Source organism: Enterobacter cloacae complex sp. ECL414, from assembly GCF_021869685.1.
GTDB lineage: Bacteria > Pseudomonadota > Gammaproteobacteria > Enterobacterales > Enterobacteriaceae > Enterobacter > Enterobacter kobei.
On sequence record NZ_CP091481.1, the window covers coordinates 4,315,127 to 4,327,803 of the forward strand.

Annotated in this window: 21 protein-coding genes; 5 read left to right on the plus strand and 16 right to left on the minus strand. The window is 49.3% G+C overall.

Features of this window, described 5'->3' with window-relative positions; all coding sequences use genetic code 11:
* Window positions 1-87 precede the first annotated feature (87 nt).
* From L3068_RS20745 to L3068_RS20775, 7 genes are read right to left on the minus strand one after another with little or no spacing between them, the layout of a single operon-like run.
* Entirely contained in the window at window positions 88-240 is a 153-nt protein-coding gene (locus tag L3068_RS20745; protein WP_162184623.1) for a hypothetical protein, read from the minus strand.
* Window positions 233-676 (minus strand): HNH endonuclease signature motif containing protein, encoded by a 444-nt coding sequence (locus tag L3068_RS20750; protein ID WP_032655283.1) that lies wholly within the window; start codon window positions 674-676, stop codon window positions 233-235. Before L3068_RS20750 ends, L3068_RS20745 begins: the two co-directional genes overlap by 8 nt.
* Window positions 676-969: a head-tail connector protein gene (locus tag L3068_RS20755; protein WP_042348057.1), complete on the minus strand. Its 294-nt coding sequence runs from the start codon at window positions 967-969 to the stop codon at window positions 676-678. Before L3068_RS20755 ends, L3068_RS20750 begins: the two co-directional genes overlap by 1 nt.
* Window positions 966-1,304 carry a phage head closure protein gene (locus tag L3068_RS20760; protein WP_236904766.1) on the minus strand — a complete coding sequence of 113 codons (339 nt, stop codon included), beginning with the start codon at window positions 1,302-1,304 and terminating at the stop codon, window positions 966-968. Before L3068_RS20760 ends, L3068_RS20755 begins: the two co-directional genes overlap by 4 nt.
* Window positions 1,301-2,536, minus strand: coding sequence for a phage portal protein (locus L3068_RS20765; RefSeq protein ID WP_032673048.1), 1,236 nt, complete (start codon window positions 2,534-2,536; stop codon window positions 1,301-1,303). Before L3068_RS20765 ends, L3068_RS20760 begins: the two co-directional genes overlap by 4 nt.
* 1 nt (window position 2,537) lies before the next feature.
* On the minus strand, window positions 2,538-3,098 hold the full coding sequence (locus tag L3068_RS20770) for an HK97 family phage prohead protease (RefSeq protein WP_236904767.1): 561 nt from the start codon (window positions 3,096-3,098) through the stop codon (window positions 2,538-2,540).
* 51 nt (window positions 3,099-3,149) lie between these two features.
* Window positions 3,150-4,316 carry a phage major capsid protein gene (locus L3068_RS20775; protein WP_042348054.1) on the minus strand — a complete coding sequence of 389 codons (1,167 nt, stop codon included), beginning with the start codon at window positions 4,314-4,316 and terminating at the stop codon, window positions 3,150-3,152.
* A 245-nt stretch (window positions 4,317-4,561) separates the two neighbouring features.
* On the opposite strand from L3068_RS20775, the gene L3068_RS20780 reads away from it, so the two are divergent.
* Together L3068_RS20780 and L3068_RS20785 are read left to right on the plus strand one after the other, a co-directional pair.
* Window positions 4,562-5,302, plus strand: a complete 741-nt coding sequence (locus L3068_RS20780) for a hypothetical protein (RefSeq protein ID WP_023304522.1) — start codon at window positions 4,562-4,564, stop codon at window positions 5,300-5,302.
* A gap of 55 nt (window positions 5,303-5,357) precedes the next feature.
* The gene (locus L3068_RS20785) at window positions 5,358-5,867 is read left to right on the plus strand and encodes a hypothetical protein (RefSeq protein ID WP_023304523.1); all 510 of its coding nucleotides are present in this window, start codon (window positions 5,358-5,360) and stop codon (window positions 5,865-5,867) included.
* 34 nt (window positions 5,868-5,901) lie between these two features.
* Here the strand turns inward: L3068_RS20785 and L3068_RS20790 are convergent, their stop codons facing one another.
* From L3068_RS20790 to L3068_RS25350, 6 genes are all read right to left on the minus strand, one after another.
* Window positions 5,902-6,162, minus strand: a complete 261-nt coding sequence (locus L3068_RS20790; protein WP_023304524.1) for a hypothetical protein — start codon at window positions 6,160-6,162, stop codon at window positions 5,902-5,904.
* A 214-nt stretch (window positions 6,163-6,376) separates the two neighbouring features.
* Window positions 6,377-7,741, minus strand: a complete 1,365-nt coding sequence (locus tag L3068_RS20795; RefSeq protein WP_023304525.1) for a helicase RepA family protein — start codon at window positions 7,739-7,741, stop codon at window positions 6,377-6,379.
* Window positions 7,738-8,106, minus strand: coding sequence for a hypothetical protein (locus L3068_RS20800; RefSeq protein ID WP_023304526.1), 369 nt, complete (start codon window positions 8,104-8,106; stop codon window positions 7,738-7,740). The genes L3068_RS20795 and L3068_RS20800 overlap by 4 nt, the downstream gene beginning before the upstream one ends.
* On the minus strand, window positions 8,103-8,330 hold the full coding sequence (locus L3068_RS20805; protein WP_023304527.1) for a hypothetical protein: 228 nt from the start codon (window positions 8,328-8,330) through the stop codon (window positions 8,103-8,105). Before L3068_RS20805 ends, L3068_RS20800 begins: the two co-directional genes overlap by 4 nt.
* Entirely contained in the window at window positions 8,323-8,508 is a 186-nt protein-coding gene (locus L3068_RS20810) for a hypothetical protein (protein WP_023304528.1), read from the minus strand. The genes L3068_RS20805 and L3068_RS20810 overlap by 8 nt, the downstream gene beginning before the upstream one ends.
* Window positions 8,501-8,971, minus strand: a complete 471-nt coding sequence (locus L3068_RS25350) for a host cell division inhibitor Icd-like protein (RefSeq protein ID WP_308417539.1) — start codon at window positions 8,969-8,971, stop codon at window positions 8,501-8,503. Before L3068_RS25350 ends, L3068_RS20810 begins: the two co-directional genes overlap by 8 nt.
* Between L3068_RS25350 and L3068_RS20820 the strand changes: the two genes are divergently transcribed.
* Window positions 8,907-9,101 carry a YlcI/YnfO family protein gene (locus tag L3068_RS20820; protein WP_023304530.1) on the plus strand — a complete coding sequence of 65 codons (195 nt, stop codon included), beginning with the start codon at window positions 8,907-8,909 and terminating at the stop codon, window positions 9,099-9,101. The two genes, L3068_RS25350 and L3068_RS20820, sit on opposite strands and share 65 nt — an antisense overlap.
* Window positions 9,101-9,340: a hypothetical protein gene (locus L3068_RS20825; protein ID WP_071882735.1), complete on the plus strand. Its 240-nt coding sequence runs from the start codon at window positions 9,101-9,103 to the stop codon at window positions 9,338-9,340. Before L3068_RS20820 ends, L3068_RS20825 begins: the two co-directional genes overlap by 1 nt.
* 382 nt (window positions 9,341-9,722) lie before the next feature.
* Here the strand turns inward: L3068_RS20825 and L3068_RS20830 are convergent, their stop codons facing one another.
* The 3 genes from L3068_RS20830 to L3068_RS20840 form a co-directional block, all read right to left on the minus strand.
* Window positions 9,723-9,932 carry a helix-turn-helix transcriptional regulator gene (locus L3068_RS20830; protein WP_032668248.1) on the minus strand — a complete coding sequence of 70 codons (210 nt, stop codon included), beginning with the start codon at window positions 9,930-9,932 and terminating at the stop codon, window positions 9,723-9,725.
* Between the two features lie 115 nt (window positions 9,933-10,047).
* On the minus strand, window positions 10,048-10,890 hold the full coding sequence (locus L3068_RS20835; protein WP_236904768.1) for a DUF6387 family protein: 843 nt from the start codon (window positions 10,888-10,890) through the stop codon (window positions 10,048-10,050).
* Window positions 10,887-12,110, minus strand: a complete 1,224-nt coding sequence (locus tag L3068_RS20840; RefSeq protein ID WP_023304532.1) for a tyrosine-type recombinase/integrase — start codon at window positions 12,108-12,110, stop codon at window positions 10,887-10,889. Before L3068_RS20840 ends, L3068_RS20835 begins: the two co-directional genes overlap by 4 nt.
* A 371-nt stretch (window positions 12,111-12,481) precedes the next feature.
* Here L3068_RS20840 and L3068_RS20845 point away from each other — a divergent pair, with 371 nt between their 5' ends.
* A complete protein-coding gene (locus L3068_RS20845; protein WP_014885446.1) occupies window positions 12,482-12,646 on the plus strand; it encodes a DUF2556 family protein in 165 nt (54 codons plus the stop codon).
* The last annotated feature ends 31 nt before the right edge of the window (window positions 12,647-12,677 follow it).

Sequence of the window (12,677 nt, forward strand, 5' to 3'; positions counted from 1 at the left end):
CCGTGCGTAAAAATTTGAGGGGGCAGGCGGTGCCTTGCGGCTGGGGTTTTGTCCTGAAAACCTCCCCCACCCCGTCCATGCGGCCTGTCAGCGGTTGCGGAAGCATTCCATCACCTCCCGCTCACGTTCGCTCATGCGCTTCACTGGCTGGCGCTCATTGCGTCTGGTGCGGGCCCGCACAAAGCCATCACGGCATCGGGCCAGTGACTGATACAGATTCACCACGTCTTTCTCATTCATCGCTGGCCTCATACATCCAGTTATTACGCTGTGCTGCCCGCTCTTCCTGCTCGATGTAGAGCCCTGCTTTACGATTCGCTTTGGTGATGGGGTCCTGCTGCGTGGTCTTCTGGTTATGATGTGTCTGGCATAACGGCTGGTGGTTCCACTCCGGCCAGAACAGAACATCATCACCGCCATTGATAGGGATGATGTGATCGACAATCTTTGCAGGAACGTAGAGGCCCAGCTTCTGGCACTCAACACAAAGGGGGTGACGTTTCAGATACTGAGCGCGGTACTTCTCCCATGAGGCAGAGTAACCACGGGCGCGCCGATGGCCGCGTCTGGCATCCTGCTCCCGCCACGCTTCCCGCCTGTGCTCGTCACACTTGCCGGACCTTACCCGCTTATTACATCCCGGTTCGGTGCACCGGCGCATTGGCTGCCATGGCATCAGTACACCCCCACATCACGATAGACAGACCACAGCGCAGAGATAGCCAGCGGAACCTCTTTCGCCTCAGCATCGGCAATCATCGTGCGGTACTCGTACAGCTGAGAGACGTACATCAGGCAACCAATCTTGATAGCCGGGGTGAACTCCAGCCCGTTATCAAACCGCTTGCCGATATGCTTCTGGCAGACCTCCAGCGCCGCATCGATGTACGCCTGAATCAGCGCATCCTCCTCAGAGCCATCAACACGACAATGCAGCTTTGCTTCAGTCAGGGTGATTTCAGTAGTCATTTCTCGGTCCCCTGTTTGCAGAGAATCTCAAGGCGCGTCATACCTGAGTCCGGTATGGGCGGCCCGATAATGTTGAGCGTCGCCCCGGCAAACGGGCCAGTCAGCACCTTCAGACGGTTGGCAGCAGTAATATCTCGAAGGAAACGCACCCAGACACGGATCGTTGCTTCGGCAACCTCGGCACCAGCCGCTACCAGTTCACGACCGCTGATCCCCTTAACCTCAGCCCAGATGGTTTCCCCGTCTTCCCAGATCTGAATAACCTGACCAGATGGATCTCTGTGAGTAGTGAATACCCGGATAGTTACCCGGTTTCTCAGTCCCCCGGCTCTCATGCGTCACCTTCCTTGCCGTCCTTACTGATCTTCACTTCCTGCTTCCATGCCTGGCTAAACTCATCACCACCGTCACGCGGCGGCATCCCCTCACGCTCACGGGCTTCGTTCGGGTTCATGATCCCGTTCTTGATGCCTCGCTCATAAGTGGCGTAACGCTCGGTTGGCGTGGCGCGGAGAAGGTCAGCAGAGTCAAACTCCACCTGATAGCGGCTTCCCGGAACCGGGGAGGCCACCAGCAGCGCAGATTTGATTTGTTGTTCGAAGTTCGCCAGCCACGGGCGCATGGTCATGGTGAGAAAGGCGCGGCTCGCTTCGCTAAAGTTGCTGTAGGTGCTGTTGCTGTATTCCTGGAGGAAAATAGGCGACACGTTGAACATGCGGGCAATGTCTTCGATGGTGAAGCGGCGAGAGGCCAGCCATTCGGCATCCTGGTTGCTCATACCAAGCTGCTTGTAGTCCATCCCACCTTCAAGGATCGGCACTTTCCCAGCATTTTTAGCGCCTTTGTACCGATCCAGCGCATCCATAGCCTGCTTGCCCTTCACGCTGTCGAGATACTCATTTGTGGTTATGACTCCCGCCGCCATCATGCCATCTTTCATAACGCTGGCACCGTGGCGCTGCTGAGCCAGACCTAACCCCAGCGCCTCGCGGCAGATGGAAATTGGAGAGCGCCCCAGAAAACCATCATCGGTGGCATAGCGAAGATGCAAAATCTCTTCCTGGAGGTAAGTGCGCACAGCCCCGGTAAACGGCTCAGTAATGGTGTATTTGTACTTATGCTGGCCGATACGCTCAGGAACAACCGCCCCCGGCGCATACGGATGCAGGGATTGCGGCTGACCGTCGCGCCCCCACTGGATCACCGCATAGGCGTTACCGTTCAGCAAACAATGACGCATCATTGTGCGTTTAAACTGGTAAGGCGTCTGGCAGTCGTTCGGCTGCTCGTTCAGGAGAAAATCCACCGGGTGATTGCTCAGCCACTCCCGCGCCTCACGACCATTATCATTACGGACGCGGTAGAGGTAGCAGGGCATTGTCGCCACCGCCTCACTAATAACTGACACGGCGTTCATCACCGCAGGCAGAGATTCCGCAGTACCCGCAGACACATACTCGCCTGATCCGGTATTTGGAATCCCTGCCATCGCCAGCCACTCATCAATGGTCATGCTGCGCTGTTCGGAGGATTCAGACTTACGGCCAAACGGCCAGATATTCCACATATCAAAGCCCCGCTAATTCAGCCCTGCGGCGACGGTTATCGCCAGCGCGGCGCAGTTCAGGATGTTGGGAGAAAAGCGAACGGTGAGCGATTTCCACGCCAGATTCCGGGTAGGCGGGCATTGATGTTACGGTAATTTCCCGTAGTTCAGCGGCGGTCACGGTGCGCAGGTAAGGCGATTGCGCAATATCCCACGCCTCTTTCAGCGCCCGGAAACCAAAGCTCATGCCGGAGATATCCCCGCGCTCCACCAGCTCCAGCACATCATTGCCAAGCTGGGTATTCGGCGGGGTCAGCTCAAAGCGCAGTCCGGTATCGTCTTCGGACAGCACCAGCGTGCCGGATTTAGTGCGGCCCAGCAGCTGGGTATAGTTATGCTCGTACAGCGCACGCACATCGCTACCGGATGCCAGGCTGTCTTTAAACGCGCCCGGCGCAAACTGTTCGCGGAACTCATCCCAGATCACTTCTGACAGACTGTTCCAGCGCACCGCATAGCCCACCAGCTTTTTGTTGCTGGCGCTCACTTCGGAAGTACGGATTTCAAAATCGATAGTTTTCATTACTGGACTCCACAGAGGGCAAAAAGGGGCCGAAGCCCCTTAAACGTCAAATCAGGAACCGGAGCCGGAAATCTCAAGCACCTTGATGGCGTTGGAGTCCACCACGCCGCCGCCCAGGTATTTATCGGTATGCACCTTGTAGAAACCCGGTTCGGTGATGTTGTCAGGACGGGTACGCACGCCAGTGGTGTGATCCACGATAAAATAGCCGCGCTTGAAGTCGCCCACCGCGAGGAACGCTTTACCCGCCTCCGCATCCGGCATGGTTTCCAGATACTGAACAGGACGGCCCAACAGCGTATCGGGAGAACCGGCAACCAGACGATCGCGCCAGATGTAATCCCCGTTGCCGTTTTTCAGCTTTTGCAGTTTGGCGGCGGTGTTGGAATTCATCACCCATACGGCGTTTTTGCGGTATTTGGCTTTCAGTTTGTACAGCAGGTCGATCAGACCATCAGAGGAAACGTCAGCGGCTTCCATCTTCTCCAGCGTGCCGAACGGACGGGTTTTATCGGCAGTGGCCGCGCGAGGGTAAGACAGGAAGCCTTTGGATTTTTTATCACCGTCGCCGTTCACAAAGTCGCTTTCTTCGGTAGCGGTGAAGGTGTCAGCGATTTCAGAAGACAGCCAGCCCAGAATATCCACCTCGGAGAAGTCGAGAATCTCCTGGGTGGTTTTCGGGTAGGCGTAGATCGGGTTGAGTTTGATATCAACACGCTCCATCTTCGGCGTGCTGGTTTCGGTACGTGCTTCACCTTCTGTACCGCGATTAACGGTAGTGCCGCCCACAGATACCAGCTTCTGGTATTCGTTGGTTTTAGTGGTCTTCACCGTTGCGATGGAGCGCATCACGCTATCATCCTGCAACTGGCGCATAATCTCTTTGTCCAGCTCAGGGATAACGGTATAGCCGCCGTCAGCCTGCACCAGCGTGGAGAGAGAGCGGGTATCACCGGTCATGATGTAGTGGCGCAGCTCGTCGTTGCTTACAGGCTCACCTTGAACGGAAGTACCAGGCAGATTGCGCTGATCGTCGGCGACGGCTTCAAGACGTGTGATTTCAACTTCAAGCGCATCAGCCTCGGCGCGGAGTTCGTCGAACTTTTTGCCCTCTTCTTCGTTCAGACTGCGCTTTTCGGTGTCGGCTTTGTCCAGCATGGATCGCATCTGGGTTTTGAGTGCGGCTTTCTGCTGGCGTAATTCGAGTAATTTCTTCATGGAGTGGTTTCCGTAACAATTAATGTTAAGACGTGAAACCAGCGCTTGGAGGGAAGGCCGTCAGTAAAGGAGCCTGTCTGAAGGGCAAAAAACCTGACGGCCAGTGGCGGCTCACGTCTGAGTGCCACTCTTTAAGATATGGATCAAATTATCGATGTAAATAAGGTATTTTTACTCCGAACATCCTTGAAAGATAACGCACAAATAATTTACAAAAAGCAATGGTCAAAATGATGGGGATTCATATGACAAAAGAGATTCTTGCCGTTCCGGGTGTACATCCATCCCCGTTGTACAAAAGAACCTATAAATCCGTTCAAGATATCGATGAAAAATTAACCAAGCTGATTCATAGATGGCGATTTTTCAATGCGGGACCGCCTATGAGAGTTACTGCGTATGATGGAACAGAAATCTGCTATCAAGGTGTAGCATTCAAAGGTTCTCCCGTTGATGTTTTTTGGAGCGGCTTTATCGGCCCTTACATTGAAAATTACTCAGTGAATGTATTAGAGCAGACCTCAGCCTTAGCAATTGAATGCCAATTTTCAATAGATGAACCCATTGAAGAAGCAAAACTCCTGTTACTTGTAATGGTTCGCAGGCTTTACCATGAAATGGCCGAGACAGATAAAATCTTAAGAGGAGATGGATTTTCCTTCCCAGAAAAGAAAGATGTCAGCGGTTACATTGAGAGCATGTCCCAGAAGATTAAAGAATACGCTGAAATAGAAAAACTGAAAAAACCATTTCCAAACCATAACATATTCAATATAGATACTGTAAATAGCAAATATGCGCAATTTGGCACAAGCAATAATATCAACACTCAAGAACTTAGTGAGTTCTTCACAATGATCGCTTCTTCGGGTGAAGATGAAGTTATCACCCTCTCAAAAATACTTTTGAAGAGCATTATGTCAAAAAACTTACTGAGCAAAGAAAAATATGACTTTCTAATATCTATTTTTAAATCCCAGCCATGACTATTATTTATTAAGCATTGATTAAATTAAAAACAGCAACCAAAGGAGTAATCCAATGAATCTTAACTCTATGATCTATCCTGAAGTTTTTACAATTGGAGGGACTGACTACAAAGGACGTAGAAATTCTATAGAAAATAAAGTATTGATACCTTACACAGAAGAGCCACATATAAATATCGGTGATGAAATCACTCAGAAATTGGGAAGTGGAGAAATCTCCTTAAAAATAATTGATATGTCATTTTTGCCTGGAGGCACCCTTAAAAGGGGTACAAAACACCCACACATGCTTAAATTGATGGTTGAAAATTTAACTGCCAATGAGCATAAGCCCAAACCATCCAGCCAAAACACATTCAACATTGGTAGCGTATCAGGCACACAAGTTCAAATCGGTGAACGTAACCATCTTATTGTAAATATAAGTATCACTGAACTTGTTGAAAAGGTGTCTCAATCACAAGATCCTCAAGCAAAATCTTTACTTAAGGATTTATTAAATAATAGCACTGTAGCTAGTCTCGTTGGTGCTGGAGCCTCAGCATTATTAGCTTTGCTTTGAATAAATGGCCTGGCAAAGAACCAGGCCAAATAAATCATTTATCACTCATCCATTTAGGAGGTGTTGGCATTCTTTCTCGAAAAGCCCGCAGATGTTCAATCAAAGCATCAACCTGCTCTCTGTTTGTTGCAAGAATTTCATCTGATAAAGTGCTACGAATAAAATCATGATGGTCTATCCACAACAGACCGCCATTTGATAGAGCCTGACGGTAGTCGGAGGTAGGCATTGAGCTCAGGTCATGAAGCCCAAACTGATCGTAATACTCTTTTATTTCCTGAACCGTAATAGGCATACATTCTCCTCGTTTGTCTAACTTGCCGCATTTAGTGCCGCGTTTAGCAATGCCGCACTTAGCGCCGCACCAGTTTTCTCAAAAAATTACGCAAACCCAGTAATGACGGGGGTTTCAGTGAAATGCCGCACTTAGCGCGTGTATACAGGGACTAAGTGCGGCATTTGGTCATAAAACATACTAAATGCCGCACGTGCCGCACTTACCGCCGCATTTACTCGACTGTTACTGGGTAAAGGTTCTCACCCTCGATGCGAATGATTTGCTCACTCTCCAGCTTGTCCAGCCAGCGCGGGAATGACTTTCTCACTTTGTCTGCACCCAGCGTTGCACGTAGATCGTCTTTAATGACGGAGATAGTGCATGGCTCCCCCTTAGCTGTGCGGCTGCGTACTGCCTGCCATAGTGCATGGTGGTTATCGCTAAGACGGGAGACATTGGCCAGTTCAGGCTCAACCTCTTTAGCCTCTCTCGGCTGATCGTGCACAACCAGAGAGCAAACAAGCTCACCATCTTCATCGGTGTAAAGTTCTGCCGTTCTCAGGTCATACGCTTTACGCTCTGGCTCCTCCGCGTCTTTCATCTTGGTACAGGTCAGAATAAGCGCCTTTCCATCCCCTTCACGCTTAACGTTAAATTCAGTATCAAGCGCAGCGCGGAAAGCACTGGAACCGCGAGCGCCTTTCCCTTCATCTTTGCCGGAGTGGTGAACTACCAGCACCGTTGCACCCGTTTTCTGTTTGATAACGTCACACCCTTCAATAAATGCCCCCATATCACGAGCATCGTTCTCGTCGTTACCGCCAAAACAACGGGCCAGCGTATCGATCACCACCATGCGAACCGGCACACCACATTCAGCTTCAATCTGCCTGGCAGCCAGAAGCACTTCCGTTACCTCTGACTCGCGCACAGGAAACACCGGACGATTGACCAGCCAGAGGTTGTCCGCCTGTATGCCGTGCACCTGCTCCCAAGCCTTTATACGCCGGGGAACGCCTACGCCCCCCTCACCAACCACATACAGCACCGCGCCGGAAGTGACCTTCTTCCCAGCCCATGGCAGACCCGCAGCAATGTGACAGGCCCACGATACAGCGAGAAAACTCTTATACGAACCGCTGGGACCGTAAATGCTGCACAGTGATTGCGCTGGCAGAAAGTGTTTAAGGATATAGTCCTGACGGATATCAAAGCCCTCAGAACCGCGAGAGAGAGGCAGCTTTGTCCTGAACTTTGCTCCAGCATCAGGGAAGACGCGGTGAATGCGCTGCACGTCAGATAGCATGGCGTTCATTTCCCCTTCGCCTATCTCTTCCACCAGCACAGAACGCCGCGCGGTAATCATTTGTTTGCGGTCCGTGTCGAGATACCCGGCATCACAAAGCTCCTCATACGGCATTGCTGCTATCTGGTTGAGGCGAGCCACCAGCTTTCCGTAACGGGTAGTGGGGTCCTTATGCTGGTGGAGGGCTTTATCCAAATCGCTGCGACTGTACTGCTTGCCATGCGCCCACAGGTAAGAACAGGTGAACAGAGCATCAGATACAGTTTCTACAGCTGTCAGTTGTACCGTCATTTTGGTATGCCTCCGCTCATCTGGAATTTGCCGATCAGAGGATGGAACCAGTATGCAGAGCCATATTTGCGCTTAGCACTGCGCAACACCAGCCGCGCCGCTTCCCTGAACTTTTCATCAGGCGCAACGAACCCGCCAGATTTCAGCTTAACCAGCATCACCCCTGTGTTTTTCGCCAACTCCTCAGCCTTTTTGGTTGAGATACCGTATTCAGCGGCCAGTGTTGCTACTGGCGTCATACCCGGAGGGATTTCACCACCCTGACTATCGGTGAGTGACTTAACCTGTGCCTCAAGGTGCAAAATCTTTTCAACCATCAGATCAACGCGGTTAGCCAGCTCGTTAAACTTCACATTGCTGATCATGGTTTTGCCTCCTCAGCTTCAGGGTCTGAAAAAGTAGAAATATCCAGTGAGTTTGCCAATTCGTCAGAAAGACGTTGAGCAATGTGCGTTAAACTCATTACATGGATACGTTCTTTCTCGCCCCTGATAGTCGCAAGGTAAGCAGCACATGACAGAAGCGCGGCAACCTCTTGCGCCAGTAACAGCAAATCTTTTTTGCTGCGGTAGGTGTAAAAGTTATCCATTAAGCGCCCCCGTTGAATTCTGCTCGACCATGCTTGCCGCCAACTGATCCGATACTCGTCTAGCCAGGCTGATAAGGTTTTCACGCTCAACCTGATCAACGTCGCACTCTTCGACAACCATCAACAACGCAGCCAGTTCACAGGCTATTGACGCACTTTTATTGGTTAATTCACGCATGGCGTACCTCCATAGCCTGAAAGGCATGGAATGGGAGACGTGCAGCGAAAATGAGGTTTACACCCGGCATACTGTCGCGGGCCTCCTGTTCGCTGGATGCGTTGAGGTAGATCACCAATGGTTTGGCGTTAGGGTAGCGCTCAGAAGCGGAGAGAAATCTCCATGTAAATTCCGGGCGAGTTTGGGTATGCTGTAAGTCAGCCATATTGTTAGCTCCGATAACATTGTGGTCAGAGGCCCGGTTAGTGTTAGCGCACTGCCGGGCTTCGCTATTTACGCACCTTAACTCAAACAAGGTGTAAGACACACAATAGCCCGCAAGTGTCTTACACGTCAATGCTTCCAAGTAATAATTTTTAGTGTATAGTGTCTTACACTCAACTTTGGAGAATGTAGACATGGCAACCGGTTCAAAGAATGCGAAATCACAATCAGTAACAGCTCGCATCGCACACGAAATCATTGAAGGAATGGAGTCGGTGAAAACTCCCGGCGAAAGTACAGGGCAATTTATAAACTCTGCCATGCAAGGCGAGATCAAACGCCGCCTACGTAAACAGAGCAAGCAATCAGCCAATGGGGATCCTGAGTAATGACCAAGAATCGCCTTACCAGAGAACAGGCTATCGAAAAATTTAAAGAAGAACTCTCCCCCTTCATTGTCAGAACGGACAAAGCATGGGATACCGATCCAATCGCCTATAAAATCTTTGCTTCTAATGACGATGAAAACCATATAGAACAGGGCGAATTTGGTTATAAAGACTACTCGAAACCAGATACCTTTCTTCACCGGCTCAGGCGGATAAAAGAATTGCTCAGCGGTCACTAAAAAACAGTGATACCCAATATCTGGGTAACGGTCGAAATTACGGGATATCTCCGGGGTATGCTGCATTGCAGTAGACCCTGCACGCTGATCCAGATCTCCCCAGATTTGGGGAAATGGGGTATGCGCCAATGCCGTACACCCTAAACAGCCCAATTTATGGGTAGTTTGTAGGTGTGCGGAAAGGTTCGTATACCCTTGGCGAGAGTGTCCAGATTTGGATATACCCCCGAACCGCGCCAATGGCGCAGTTCCTGTAATCACAGGAGCGCTCAGGCTTTGACCACCAGCATTAACCCTGGTATCCTGACTTTGCTTAAGTTTTTGGTAGTGACATTGGCGGCCCTGCATGGCCGCTTTTGTTTTATGTGACATTCCCCACCCCTCACGCTGCTTTGCTGCGGCTCTGCTGCCATGCTGTGACCTCAGACAGAAGCCAACCAACGGCACGACCTCCCAGCTTGCGGCGGGCGGGAAAGTTCCCCTCTTTTTCCATCATGTATCGTGTGGTTCGACAAATACCGGTGAGCTGTCGGCACTCAGCCTCACGGATAACTCTTTCTGCTGGCTGCTGGGATTGTTTAATATTGTTCATAAAAAAATGCTCTCGTTCGCTAAGGTTCGAGAGCATTCTTATTCAACAAAATTATCACCGCGACGGTGAGAAAAAAATTATATTCCTCTAAAGGATTTACATTTATTCACTTATATCAAGATAATTCTTTCCTGATTTTATCTAAAGAATCACTTCTTATGATTTTATCCAAGAAAGGTTTTACCGTTTGAGCTATGGCAAAGGACTCCTTTTCTCCATCCGGGAACAGGGATACTGCGAGTACGCCAAGAGATATTTTGCTGTCGGTAGCGCTTTCCCATGACATCAAATCAATAAGTGGAATTATTCTGTAGTCAATTATCTTACGTCTGACGCTCTCCCAGTCCCCTGAGACTGGCTTATCTGGTTCAGGTATTCCGAGTTCTTCGCGCCATTTTGGGAGGAGGTTCGTGAATGCTTCAATCAAAAGATCATCTCTGTTGTTTAAGTCAACAGTAATCATCACGTTTTCCACAACATCAGAAAGTAAGTTTACTGGCTCGCGCATGACAGCCCAAAACATACCGTTATCTGCTGTAAACAAATCCCCCACCAAATCATCGTCAACTACTATTGGCTTTCCTTTCCAGTGACCTTTATCAGCATTGATTTTATTTAAAAATGCCAACTCAAATCTCATTAATGGTTTTATGCCATCGCCGTAACTTAATTTTAGCAAATCAGGCTGAGTCTTGTATTCGTATTCCTTTTGCTTTTCAAGAAACCATTCTTCTGCTTTGAGCTCCCCGAATGGATCACCAAAATTATTGTTAAGCTGGTATTTAGCACCATATTGCAAACCATAGTCAGGGCAGTCTGTATTTTTTATTGTTAAATCATCGCATCGCCAATAAAGCTGACGAAACAAATCCTTATCAGACATATTTTCAAGGTCATCATATTTTTCCAGGCTGAATGACTTTGGTAAGTCTCTTTTACTGTTAATTTTTTTTGTCATCTTGCGACCTCAAGGATAGTAACATTTGAGATATCAGAGGTAATAACCTCTAATCTCTGCATCCATTTATTCAGTGCATCCAGCTTTTCAGGTAAATACTGACTGCGGTTATATACGGACATGACACCGCCCAGCGCATGGCCCAGAAGCTGCTCAACAACATGCGGAGCAATTCCCATGTTGTTCAGAGTCGTGGAAAATGTACGGCGTAAATCGTGAAGCGTCCACGGTTCAGAGTGGCCCAGACGCTTATACAACATCCTTCCCCACTGACTGACAGCTTCCGGTTTCTTTATCTCTCCCAGCAATAGCCCTGTGCTTTGGTGCTCCTCTAAAAGCTGTTTGATAAATGGGCGGATATCTACGGGAATAGGCCGTAGTATTTTCTCACCACCTTTGCTGTGCTCTTTAGGTACTGTCCAAACCCAATCATTTAGATCCCATTCGGTTACGCGAGATAATCTCAGCTCCTGAGTTCGGCAGCCAAACACCACCAGCAGACGTAATAGAGCTGAGTAGTAGGGCTTAAATTTCAGGCCTGAGCATTCTCGCCATATATCAGCAAGCTCTTGCCGGCTATGCTCCCTGTCCCGCTTATTCTGTTTACGTCCAACATCGTCAATGGTCAGATCGTCCAGGACGTTACTCACCGCATACCGATGAACCCGGCAGAACTTGAGTGCTTGCTTACACATCTGCAAAAGATAGCCAGCCGCTACAGGCGCTTCGTTCCTTACCCTGGCGAAACATTCCAGCCAGTGGCGAGTTTCACACATAGAAAGCGGATAAGTACCTATATAAGGAAAGATATGCTTATTGAGCTGCTCAATGTGCTTTTCAACATTAGCGCGGTTATGGGTGGCATATTCCCTGATCCAGTATTCAAGGGCATCCCTGACCGTCACTGGCTTTAACGTTTCCTGAGTCGTAACGCTCAACTGGTGCTTTGGATTCTTTCCTTCTGCGAGCCATGCGCGACACTGCTCTCGTTTCTCACGAGCTGCTTTAAGTGAAAGGTCTGGATAATTACCCAGCTTTATACGCTGAGATTTTGATTCCCGGCCACCTATGCGGAAAGTGAAATACCAGGTCAATACGCCCGATCTGGACACCTTCACACTTAGCCCATCGCCATCAGCATAGAAGCTGTCTCCGGGGCTTTCTCTTCCCAGCATTTTACGAAGCGACGTGTCGCTTAATTTGTTCGTTCCACCAGCCATAGAAAACCTTAGTTCATATTGGAGACTGACTGCACCACTGACTGCACATCTCAATGTTACTCTATGAACGGCAATGAACAAAGACAAACCGGGAAATCAATTTTATTGTTTAGTATCAGAATGATAGGCGAGCATTAGCAAACATAGCCGAACGGTAAAAAACGTAGGTTTTGAAAATACGGCATGAACTAATTTCGATTAGCGAAATGCTTGTTTAAAAAGGCGCTACTCGGCATGGGGATGCGCCTTTTTTATTGCCTGCCAATGCTATCGTCAACACTTTGTAAACCCTCGCGTATCCCGCTTTTAAACCGCAACTTTTCGTGTATATTTCCACCACTTCAGTGGTTCTCTTCTCGCGGACTGACACAATGATTCGTAAATACTGGTGGCTGGTTGTCTTTGCAATCTCCGTTTTCCTCTTCGATGCCCTTTTGATGCAGTGGATTGAACTGATGAGCACTGAAACCGACAAGTGCCGCAATATGAACTCCGTGAACCCGCTCAAATTAGTGAACTGCTCAGAACTCGATTAACGCCCTGACGTCACTGCCCCCGAATTACCCA

Bases quoted from the DNA above. Each gene is read 5' to 3' on its own strand.
- L3068_RS20755 (WP_042348057.1), bottom strand. From the start codon at position 969: ATGACTACTGAAATCACCCTGACTGAAGCAAAGCTGCATTGTCGTGTT.
- L3068_RS20745 (WP_162184623.1), bottom strand. From the start codon at position 240: ATGAATGAGAAAGACGTGGTGAATCTGTATCAGTCACTGGCCCGATGC.
- L3068_RS25350 (WP_308417539.1), bottom strand. From the start codon at position 8,971: ATGATTTCGTGTGCGATGCGAGCTGTTACTGATTGTGATTTCGCATTC.
- L3068_RS20775 (WP_042348054.1), bottom strand. From the start codon at position 4,316: ATGAAGAAATTACTCGAATTACGCCAGCAGAAAGCCGCACTCAAAACC.
- L3068_RS20800 (WP_023304526.1), bottom strand. From the start codon at position 8,106: ATGATCAGCAATGTGAAGTTTAACGAGCTGGCTAACCGCGTTGATCTG.
- L3068_RS20765 (WP_032673048.1), bottom strand. From the start codon at position 2,536: ATGTGGAATATCTGGCCGTTTGGCCGTAAGTCTGAATCCTCCGAACAG.
- L3068_RS20810 (WP_023304528.1), bottom strand. From the start codon at position 8,508: ATGCGTGAATTAACCAATAAAAGTGCGTCAATAGCCTGTGAACTGGCT.
- L3068_RS20805 (WP_023304527.1), bottom strand. From the start codon at position 8,330: ATGGATAACTTTTACACCTACCGCAGCAAAAAAGATTTGCTGTTACTG.
- L3068_RS20750 (WP_032655283.1), bottom strand. From the start codon at position 676: ATGCCATGGCAGCCAATGCGCCGGTGCACCGAACCGGGATGTAATAAG.
- L3068_RS20830 (WP_032668248.1), bottom strand. From the start codon at position 9,932: ATGAACAATATTAAACAATCCCAGCAGCCAGCAGAAAGAGTTATCCGT.
- L3068_RS20825 (WP_071882735.1), top strand. From the start codon at position 9,101: ATGACCAAGAATCGCCTTACCAGAGAACAGGCTATCGAAAAATTTAAA.
- L3068_RS20820 (WP_023304530.1), top strand. From the start codon at position 8,907: ATGGCAACCGGTTCAAAGAATGCGAAATCACAATCAGTAACAGCTCGC.
- L3068_RS20845 (WP_014885446.1), top strand. From the start codon at position 12,482: ATGATTCGTAAATACTGGTGGCTGGTTGTCTTTGCAATCTCCGTTTTC.
- L3068_RS20835 (WP_236904768.1), bottom strand. From the start codon at position 10,890: ATGACAAAAAAAATTAACAGTAAAAGAGACTTACCAAAGTCATTCAGC.
- L3068_RS20795 (WP_023304525.1), bottom strand. From the start codon at position 7,741: ATGACGGTACAACTGACAGCTGTAGAAACTGTATCTGATGCTCTGTTC.
- L3068_RS20760 (WP_236904766.1), bottom strand. From the start codon at position 1,304: ATGAGAGCCGGGGGACTGAGAAACCGGGTAACTATCCGGGTATTCACT.
- L3068_RS20780 (WP_023304522.1), top strand. From the start codon at position 4,562: ATGACAAAAGAGATTCTTGCCGTTCCGGGTGTACATCCATCCCCGTTG.
- L3068_RS20790 (WP_023304524.1), bottom strand. From the start codon at position 6,162: ATGCCTATTACGGTTCAGGAAATAAAAGAGTATTACGATCAGTTTGGG.
- L3068_RS20785 (WP_023304523.1), top strand. From the start codon at position 5,358: ATGAATCTTAACTCTATGATCTATCCTGAAGTTTTTACAATTGGAGGG.
- L3068_RS20770 (WP_236904767.1), bottom strand. From the start codon at position 3,098: ATGAAAACTATCGATTTTGAAATCCGTACTTCCGAAGTGAGCGCCAGC.
- L3068_RS20840 (WP_023304532.1), bottom strand. From the start codon at position 12,110: ATGGCTGGTGGAACGAACAAATTAAGCGACACGTCGCTTCGTAAAATG.